General features: G+C 35.8%; 6 protein-coding genes. All 6 read left to right on the top strand.

Going from position 1 to position 9876, the window contains the following annotated elements; all coding sequences use genetic code 11:
• Positions 1-1238 (top strand): FecR family protein (locus tag PHO43_RS09410; RefSeq protein ID WP_288012065.1); only part of this gene is annotated, 1238 nt, incomplete at its 5' end.
• A 133-nt stretch (positions 1239-1371) separates the two neighbouring features.
• Positions 1372-4551 carry a carboxypeptidase-like regulatory domain-containing protein gene (locus PHO43_RS09405; protein WP_288012063.1) on the top strand — a complete coding sequence of 1060 codons (3180 nt, stop codon included), beginning with the start codon at positions 1372-1374 and terminating at the stop codon, positions 4549-4551.
• A 64-nt stretch (positions 4552-4615) separates the two neighbouring features.
• Entirely contained in the window at positions 4616-5845 is a 1230-nt protein-coding gene (locus PHO43_RS09400) for a DUF4876 domain-containing protein (protein WP_288012062.1), read from the top strand.
• 41 nt (positions 5846-5886) lie between these two features.
• Positions 5887-7470, top strand: coding sequence for a DUF6850 family outer membrane beta-barrel protein (locus PHO43_RS09395; RefSeq protein WP_288012061.1), 1584 nt, complete (start codon positions 5887-5889; stop codon positions 7468-7470).
• A 56-nt stretch (positions 7471-7526) separates the two neighbouring features.
• Positions 7527-9485, top strand: a complete 1959-nt coding sequence (locus tag PHO43_RS09390; RefSeq protein ID WP_288012059.1) for a 4Fe-4S binding protein — start codon at positions 7527-7529, stop codon at positions 9483-9485.
• A 41-nt stretch (positions 9486-9526) separates the two neighbouring features.
• On the top strand, positions 9527-9876 hold a 350-nt coding region (locus PHO43_RS09385; RefSeq protein ID WP_288012057.1), incomplete at its 3' end, for a S46 family peptidase.

The following is a 9876-nucleotide window of genomic DNA, read 5'->3' as shown; positions in this document are numbered from 1 at the left end:
TTTTATCAACAAAATTTTCCCCAATTATGATAAGCAATAGTCGCCCTTTTCATAAAACTCATTCTGAATTGCTACGAGATAAAAAATATCTATTGTGGCGATTTTCTCCTTCAAGAGAATTAGACAGATATTGGAATGTATTGATAAAACAAAATCTTGAATTACAGAAGGAAATTGATATTGCTGATGGATACCTGAAAAAAAAGTCTTTTCCAAAAAGATATCTCAAAGTAGAGAAAAAAGAAAAAATCCTTCAGGAGATATTATTTTCAGTACAGCAAAAAAGAAAAAACAAAGAGAAAAAGAGAGAGAGAATCCTAAGATTAGTAAGTTACGGGACAGTAGCTTCAATTCTGCTATTAATAGGAATGTTTATATATCAAATATCTCAATCTGGCTCCACCGGACAAATATCAATCTATCAAAATGAGACTGAAAGTATTCAGCTTATAACTACTGGTAAGACAACATTGTTTGATAAAAATATCAGTTTGCAAATTGATAAAATGGGTATAGCAAGAATCCCAGATGATAACAAAGGGGGAGAGGTTGAAATTGCAATGAGCAAGAATGGGCTCAATAAACTTATAGTACCTTACGGAAAACGTACAACAGTTACCCTCTACGACGGAACAAAGATTTGGCTCAATTCAGGTTCTACACTGACCTTCCCTTCAGAGTTCGAAGAAAATAAGCGCGAAATATCAATAACAGGCGAGATGTATATAGAAGTGGCTGAAAATAAAAAAGCACCTTTTTTTGTTAAAACATCCGATTTTTGTGTCAGCGTGTTAGGAACAAAATTTTGTATTTCGGCGTATGAAAAACAGCCACAGACTGTTGTACTAGCGGAAGGCAAAGTGAATTTAATGGCAAAAAAAACAAAAAAAGATATAGATTTTCTGCTTATGCCAAACGAAATGGCATTACTCAATAACAATCACTCATTTAGCAAGCGTCAGGTTGATGCATCGCAATATATCACCTGGACTAAAGGGTATATAATACTTAATGAAACGCCCGTAGAGGATTTATTGAATTACATAGCACGAAATTATAATTTCTCGTTAAAATGTACAAATGCTACAAACCTGAAAGGTCTTACATGCAATGGGAAACTATATCTTTCTGATAATATAGACAATGTAATGAAATCAATCGCAATACTATCTAACACAACATATAAGAAAGAAAATAACACAATTTACATAAGAAATAATAAAAAGATCGCAAAATAGATTACAACTAACAAAATGTTTTCAGTATAAATGGCTAAAATAATTATCATCTCATTGTTTATCATCTACATAACCATACTTTTCAATCATTATATTATCACACACAATGTAATCAATAAAAGTATTTCGCATCATGAAGAATAAATGTATAAGACAACAGGGAAAACCTGATAATGCCAAAATGGTATTTAAAATGTTCAAGGTTTTGAATGTATTACTACTTGCTGTAATTCTTTCTGCAAACGCAACAACCTTTTCACAGGAGACTTATATCAGCATCAGGCTTGATAATGTATCCATTAAGCAAGTGATTTCTGAAATTGAGAAAAAAAGCGACTTCATTTTTCTTATACCTGGTAATCTGAACGATGAGATGAGTAAAAAAATTGATATCAACGTCAAGAATGAATCAATTGAAGATATCCTACACATCATCACATACGGAAGCAATTTTAATTATAAAATTTACGATAAACAAATTGTGTTTTACCTGGACGAAGAAAAAGAACAAATCGTTTTTGAAAAACCAATTAATCAAAAAAAGGAAACCAAAAAAAATGGTTTTGCCATTAACGGTACAATAATCGATTCCAAAGATAGAGAACCAATTATTTTTGCCGTCGTAGTATTAAAAGAGCTCAATTTATGGGCAACGAGTGACAAAAACGGTAAATTTTCCATCCAGAACGTCCTTCCCGGTGAATATACTCTTGAAGCATCGAGTATGGGCTATGTCACCTACTCTATCCCGATAAGTGTAACAAAGGATATTTCAAATTTGAATATTTTGCTGGAGCCCAGCAATTTGTTACTTGATGATGTTATAGTTACAGCTCAGTCAGGAGGGGCAATAAACTCATCTCATATAATGGAAAAGGCTTCTATTGATCACCTTCAGCCATCGAGCCTTGCAGATGTTATGCAACTTATGCCGGGTGCACTTATAAACAATCCCAATCTAACTACTCAGAACATAATAACCATAAGGAGCATCAAGGATTTTAGCGGGTTAAATGCTGCCGGAGTAGGCTTACTGATTGATGGTAATAAAGTATCCAATAATGCAGAGGTAGAAAGTGCCACATTCGACTACAGAAAAATCCCAACTGACAATATCGAATCGGTAGAAGTTATGACAGGAGTACTTTCGGCTCAGTATGGTGATATGACCTCAGGCGCGATTTTAGTGAAAACCAAGGCAGGTATGACACCCTACGAAGTGAGGATAAAATCTGATCCAAGGACAAAAGCTGGATCAATTAATAAAGGATACAGGCTGCCATATAACGTGGGATTTTTAAACGTGAGCATGGATTACGCCAAGGCTTTCAAGAAAAATATCTCGCCTGTTGATATCTTTGACCGGACAACGATTGGATTAACTTACTCCAATACTTTCAATAAAGAAAAAACGCCATTCAGGTTTAATTTCAAGGTTAATGGTAACTTTACCTCCAATAATGTCACACAAGATCCGGATGTCTCAAAAGAAGACTTTTCCAAGTCCTCTACAAATAATTTAAACACATCCATTTATGGGTCCTGGATGCTTAATAAACCCTACATTTCTGTGCTAAACTACAATATTTCGGCAGTCTATCAAAAACAAAAAACAAATCAATACACCGTCATAAACAGAACCCCCACTCCAACAACAAACACTAAAGTGCCAGGAATATCAGAAGGCTATTTTACAGAACTTCTCTATAAGGAAGATTTTTGGCTGGAAAGTGTTCCACTTTCCTTTAATGCCAAAATTCATGGGAATCTTAATAAGTTGATGGGAAAAACCCTATTCGCCAGTTTACTTGGATTTGAATATAACCGTGATGGAAACAAAGGAAGGGGTAGTTATTATACCGATGCAACTCCTCCCTTTTTCAGAGAACGTAATTATACAGAGATCCCTTTCATGGACAACATCAGCTTATTCGCCGAAGAAAAAATTAAAATACCAATAAAAAAATCCACTCTGGAACTTGTAGGTGGAGCTCGTATAACCAAAATGAAACTGGAAGGATATAATTATAATCCTACTGTTGAGCCCAGGTTTAATGCGAGATACGAACTATTCAAACCTAAATCCAGGGGTGGCCTGAGAAAATTAAACTTCAGGGGTGGTTGGGGAATAATGGAAAAGTTGCCATCGATCGGTTATCTGTATCCTGCACCGATTTATATGGATTATACCCTATTCCGTTATAGCAGTACGGAAGCCAACAAGTCACTTGCGGTAATACAGACCGATATTATTGATGAACTGCTGCCATATAACTTAAAACCCAACAAGACCTATAATATGGAGATGGGTATTGATGTAAACATTTCCGGAATTAATGCACAGATTACCTATTTTAAAGAAAAACTGGTTGATGGTATTACCCAAAATGTTAATTTCAAGACTAATACTATTAAATATTATAACACCTTGACCGGAGAAAATGCTGATCCAAAATTTGAGAACGGCACCGTATATGCAAAAGATGAAACAGGAAATTACATTGAAGTATCCCATACACTCCGAAATGATTTTAAATTATTTAGCAGGCCGGATAACCGGGGTAAAATAGATAAATGGGGCATTGAATATTCAATGTCATTCCCTAAAATCGAGGCACTGAACACTACGGTTATTCTTAACGGTGCTTACCTGAAAACGGAAGACAGTAAAGATGGAGAAGAACTTAAAAAGATAAACAGTAACGATCCGGTAAATCCACAGGAGGTCTTCCCCTATTTAGCAGTATTCGACAAAAATACCGGCAGCAATATCGGTAACAGTGCCAGAAGGTTTAACACCAATCTGAATTTTGTAACAAACATTCCTGCAATTAGAATGATTGTTTCATTAACCACTCAGTTTATCTGGTTCAATCAATCGCAATATATTTTTGATCCGGCAAACTCATACATTGAAGATCAGAATGGGAAGCCGATATATGACGATTTTTCAAACAAAAATGTGCTGCAGGATATCTATAGAGATCCAACATATTACATAGATTTTGATGGAAACAGACATCCGTTTTCAGATTTTCACACCACCAACGATCCTGTGTTAAAAACTCGGCTCGCTCTTTTAAGGGAAACTACAAACAACAGCTACTACTTTCTGCCAACAGGATATAAACCATATATGATGGCTAATATAAGACTGACAAAGGAAATTGGCGATAACACCTCCCTATCGTTTTATGCAAATAATTTTACAAATCATACGCCGATCATGAAGGATAAAGCACGTCCTAATGCAATTGGGAACCGATTAAATTCAGATATATATTTTGGAGCAGAAGTGAAATTTAAATTTTGATCATCAGATACTTGGGTGCAAACACAGCGCCAGAAAAATTTCAAAAACATTAAAATCAAATAAAATGAAAAGATATTTATACAGTATTATTTCTATAAGCTTCATTTTAATTATTCCTTCTTGCCTCGAGAATATCAGATCAGATGAATTCAGTGAAGCAGAATTAAGTGAAACTGTTATTGTAAGCGTAAAAATGCCAGAAGGATATGATTATCCTGTAAAAGGATTAAAGGTTATACTTTACGATAACACAGCAGGTCTTCAGTTTAAAGGCATTACCGATGAACAGGGGGTTGCAGAAATCAGAGTTGCTCCAGGTTACTACATAGCGTCAACCGAAACATCCTTTAGAGATTCGGGAGGAATCCTTTACCTCTTTAACGGAATGTCTGAAAAAATTGATGCGATATCCCAGTCAAATAGCGTTGAAATTGAGCTTACAGCATCGAAATCGAGTCAGATTGTATTCAAAGAGTTGTATTTTGGGGGATGTTTCAACGAAGAAACAGGCAAAAGCTATACTACTGACAAATACATTATCCTATATAATAACTCAGATCAGGACGCATACCTTGATTCATTGTGTTTAGGTGTGGTTCATCCATTTAATGCTCCCACCAACGGACGTTTGTCTGATTGGGTAAAACCGGGGACCTCGGAACTGAGAGATTCCATTCCGGCAGCATCCATGGTATGGATGTTTCCCGGAACCGGTAAAGACAACATTCTTGAACCTGGCCGGGAAGTGGTTTTAGCACTCAATGCTATAGATCACTCCGCATCTGTGCGAAACTCTGTAAACTTAGGGAGACCAGGATATTGGGCCATTTATGATCCCATCATGACCCCAAGCCATGCTACTCCTGAAGCGGGTGTCAAATTGCTTGAAGGGATTTGGAAAATTGGAAGTGCAAAAGCTTTTGTCATTTCCAATAATAGCCCCGGATTTTTTATATTTACCCTGGGAGGGAAGAGTATTGAACAATATATTCTGGATAATTACGCACTAAATCCGAACTCCTCAAACATTAATTTAAGCGCTTTGCTTGTTGATAAAAATCTTATTTTGGATGCTGTTGAATGCCTTAGAAATCCCACAGATACCAAAAGATTCATGCCAGAGATTGATAACGGATTTGCAATGATATCAGGATCGGGTCAGGGACAGAGTATCATAAGAAAAGTCGACAATGAAGAAACGGAAAAAACAGGTGGAAGAATAGTATATATGGACACGAACAATTCATCCAACGATTTCGAAGTTATACCTCATCCTACTTTATATAATCAATAAGCTGGCGTTATTTAACCCGTTATATTTTAAATATTTATTTCATGAAAAAAAGATATATAATTATACTAGGAGCATGGGTATCATGGCAGTTAATGACATTCAACATGTTCGCACAGGCAAGCGATAAAAATGAAAAAATTGACTACACATTAGAAGAAATACAATTACGTGCTCCATGGGCTGTTTCTGATAATGTTTCGGGACTGGCCTATTATCAGTTTCAGGATTATGCTTCTGTTGGAGGCTTTTACAATTCTGAGAGTGGTGATTACAGAAATTACAATTCGGCTGAAAATTTATTTAATTTCGGAGTTGCTACACAAGCTTATAGGAAAGTTAAGAAACTGCTTTTTTATGGTGATTTCACATACAAATATGACACCAAAAAGAATCAAACCTGGCTAGGCAACTACATACCTGACTTTACAACAAACCCTATGCTGGACTCAATTCCGGGGAAAGTCCTAAGCGAGAGTTACGACATGTCCGGAAAAATTGCATATGCCCTGACTAATAAAACAGCATTGGGAATTGGCATTAGTTATCACACTGCAACAATGGCAAAAAGAACTGATGGAAGAAACTCGAATGTATATTCGTCAATATGTATAAAACCTGGTGTTAACCACAAAACTGCAAATTTCACTACAGGTCTGAACTTCAACTATAAGTACGATGTAGACAGAGTGACCTATGATTTTATCGGAGATTTGACAGGGAAAAACATATACTACATGGAAGGACTGTTTTTTATGGCCAAATCAGGAATAACTTCAGCAACCATTCTTAAAAGAGGCTATTTTTTTAATTTACTTGGAGGGGCATTTCAACTTGACTACAATAACAATAATCTCGAGTGGTTCAATGAATTAGAAATGAATTATGGGAAACTCAACAACTACGAAGGGATATCTCTTACCAAAAAGTACAGTCGTGAAGAGTTGCTAAACTACCATTATGGCGGTTCTATCAAGTTTTTAGGAAACAGCTCCAATCATTTTATAAAATTTAATCTAAACAGCAACGAAAGGGCCTCGAATTACATAATTAATAATTATGAGCAGGTTCCGGGAGAAATTAAATCGTGGGAATATTATGAAAAAGGGAGCGTTTTAAGATATATGACTTCCATTAAAGAACTAGATGCTGCTTATCGCTTTTGCTATAAAAAAACCGACTGGAAATATAATTTCAACCTAACAGCTGGGTTTAACAGGATGATTAACGAGAAAACTTACAAAATTTTCCCCGAGACTTACAATCAACATTTTAACATCAATACTTTGTACTTTGAGGGGAGGAAGTATTTCTATCCTCAGCAAAAAAATATAATTGAACTGGAAGCCGGGGTAGCATTCTCTAAAGGTTCAGATGAAGGAAACTCATTAAATTCGGAAAGCTCAGGCAATTTAGGCATGCTGCAACTAAATAAGAGATTGTTGGAAATAGATTATCAATACCGTAATGCCTCCAGAACAAACATCAATGTTGGAGCAAGGTATCGTCACTTATTGAATCCGGATAAAAATTATGCTTTAGAATTCTGTATGAAATACCACAAGATAGTAGCTAAAAACAAACAGAAGAGATCATTTCTGTCTTTATCAACGAGCTATGTTTTTTAGAAGAAACAGCGAAAAGAATAACGATACAACAATATATTAATACAATAAAATAAATTATGAAACTATTTTCGAGACATTTCAAAAAAAATTGGTTCAGACATCTACTGCAATGGGGTGTATTATTTGCAATAATCATCACAATGACCAATGTTTTCTCTAAAACTTCTTCCGATCCGGAAGCGTATTGTCCTTTTGGCGGCCTTCAAGCTTTTGGATCTTACCTATCCAGCGAAACTTTAGCCTGCAGTATGACCACAGTTCAGGTTTTGATGGGCCTGGCACTTGGAGTGGGAGTAATTCTCTTTGGCAAGTTGTTCTGCGGTTACTTATGCCCTGTAGGATTGGTTTCGGAATATATGTTTAAGTTTCGAAAAAAGACAAAGATTAAAGGGATTGAAATTGCGAACGGAACCGTTGTAGATAAAATTCTCAGATCGGTAAAATACATACTCCTATTTATCGTTTTTTACATGACATTGAGTACATCTGAACTATTCTGTAAGAATTTCGATCCCTACTATGCAGCTGCTACCGGATTTCATGGGGAGATCACATTATGGATGGCAGTTGCTTCTTTAGTAATCCTGTTCTTAGGAAGTTTCTTCATTAAATTGTTCTGGTGTAAATATGTTTGTCCTTTGGGCGCATTAAGTAACCTGTTCAAGTTTACCATTTCGTTCTTATCCATGATAATCCTATATATAATTCTTATTCAGTTAGGATTAAATATTCCATGGTTATATCTTTTGATAACAGCCTGCCTTATGGGGTATATCCTTGAAGTTTTCATGGTAAAACCCAAAGTCTTCCCATTGATAAAGGTGAATAAGGATGAGGGAAAGTGTACTGACTGCGGACTTTGCTCCAAAAAATGCCCCTACAACCTCCCTGTTGACAAAAACAAAGTTGTAAAGGAAGTGGATTGTACTCTATGCGGCGAGTGTCTATCGGCTTGTCCTTCTGATGCACTTACATTCAACAAGAAGAAATATAACCGCTGGTTACCGGCCATATTAACAATAGTTCTATTTATCATTGCATTGATTATTGGTTCTAAGTGGGAAATGCCTACAATCAATGAAACATGGGGTGATAACATCGAAGATGTAAAGCTTAAAACATTCAAAATGGAAGGACTAAGCTCTGTACATTGTTACGGTAGTTCAAAAGCATTTTCCGCAAAGTTACGTCGTGTTCCCGGTGTTTATGGTGTATCTACTTTTGTTAAAACTCAAACTGCAAACATCCTCTACGATCCAACTCAAACAAGCGAAGAGGAGATCATGGGAGCAACATATACGCCTGTGAAGTTCAAGATTGTAAATCCCGAATTATCAGACAGTCTGATTAAAGTAATTACAATGTATACCGAAAAGATGTACGATAAATTAGATCCGAATTATCTCGGAATGCAGTTCAGACAATATGGAAATGATAAGTATTTTGGAATTGAGACCAAGTTTTCATGTCCGCTAACCGTACATCTGTATATGGATATTGACGAACCCGTTGATAAAGAGTTCCTAAAAAATATTGTAGAGAAAAGGCAGCTTATCATTCGTTCGGCCGATGGGCAAGAGAAAATAAGAGATTTGAATTTTGAATTTGTGAAAATTGAAACGGAAACCGATACTATTACACGGAGAGATTTTCTGGAAAGGTATTTCAATAAATACAATTCACGTTATAAGGAGAATATTAAGAAATTTGCCGGATTAGACTCTGCATCATTGGTGGTATCCTTTCCTGAACTTGACAAACCAATCTATTCGAGAAATATTCCCTATTTATCTAGTTACCTCTCTTTAAACGAAGGAGTTTTGAGACTGGAGACATTTTTAGATGACAATGATACTCCTTCCATGAAAATAGTCTATGTCCCTTCAGTAATTTCCGGAGAGAAATTATGGGAAAATCTTTGTTCGGATAAATGGAGTGTAAAAATGACAAGTGGAGAGATCAAAGAAATAGATGCAAGATTAGATTTCAAGGACAAGAAACAACAAACAGAATAACAATACTAAATAAACAGAAATTTTACAAAAGAAAATCTGATATGAGAAAATATATCATCATCTTGATAATTTTAATAGGTATAAGTGCAAACACAGTAAAGGCAGACGAAGGCATGTGGCTGATACAAGCTCTGAATAATGAACTGCAAAAGCGCATGGAAACCAGGGGATTGGAAATTGGGTCAGAAGTTATATACAGTGAAAATGAAGCTTCTCTGAAAGATGCCGTTGTTTCATTAGATTTTGGTTGCACCGGCAGTATGATCTCCAATAAAGGACTCTTAATAACAAATCATCATTGTGCTTATGATGATATTTTCAATCTAAGTACCCCTGAAAACAACCTGCTGGAGAATGGATACTGGGCAAAAAACAGCTCCGAGGAGATACC

Origin of the sequence: Lascolabacillus sp. (assembly GCF_028696275.1) — a bacterium.
GTDB lineage: Bacteria > Bacteroidota > Bacteroidia > Bacteroidales > Dysgonomonadaceae > Proteiniphilum > Proteiniphilum massiliensis.
This window is presented reverse-complemented; position numbering and strand designations above follow the sequence as displayed.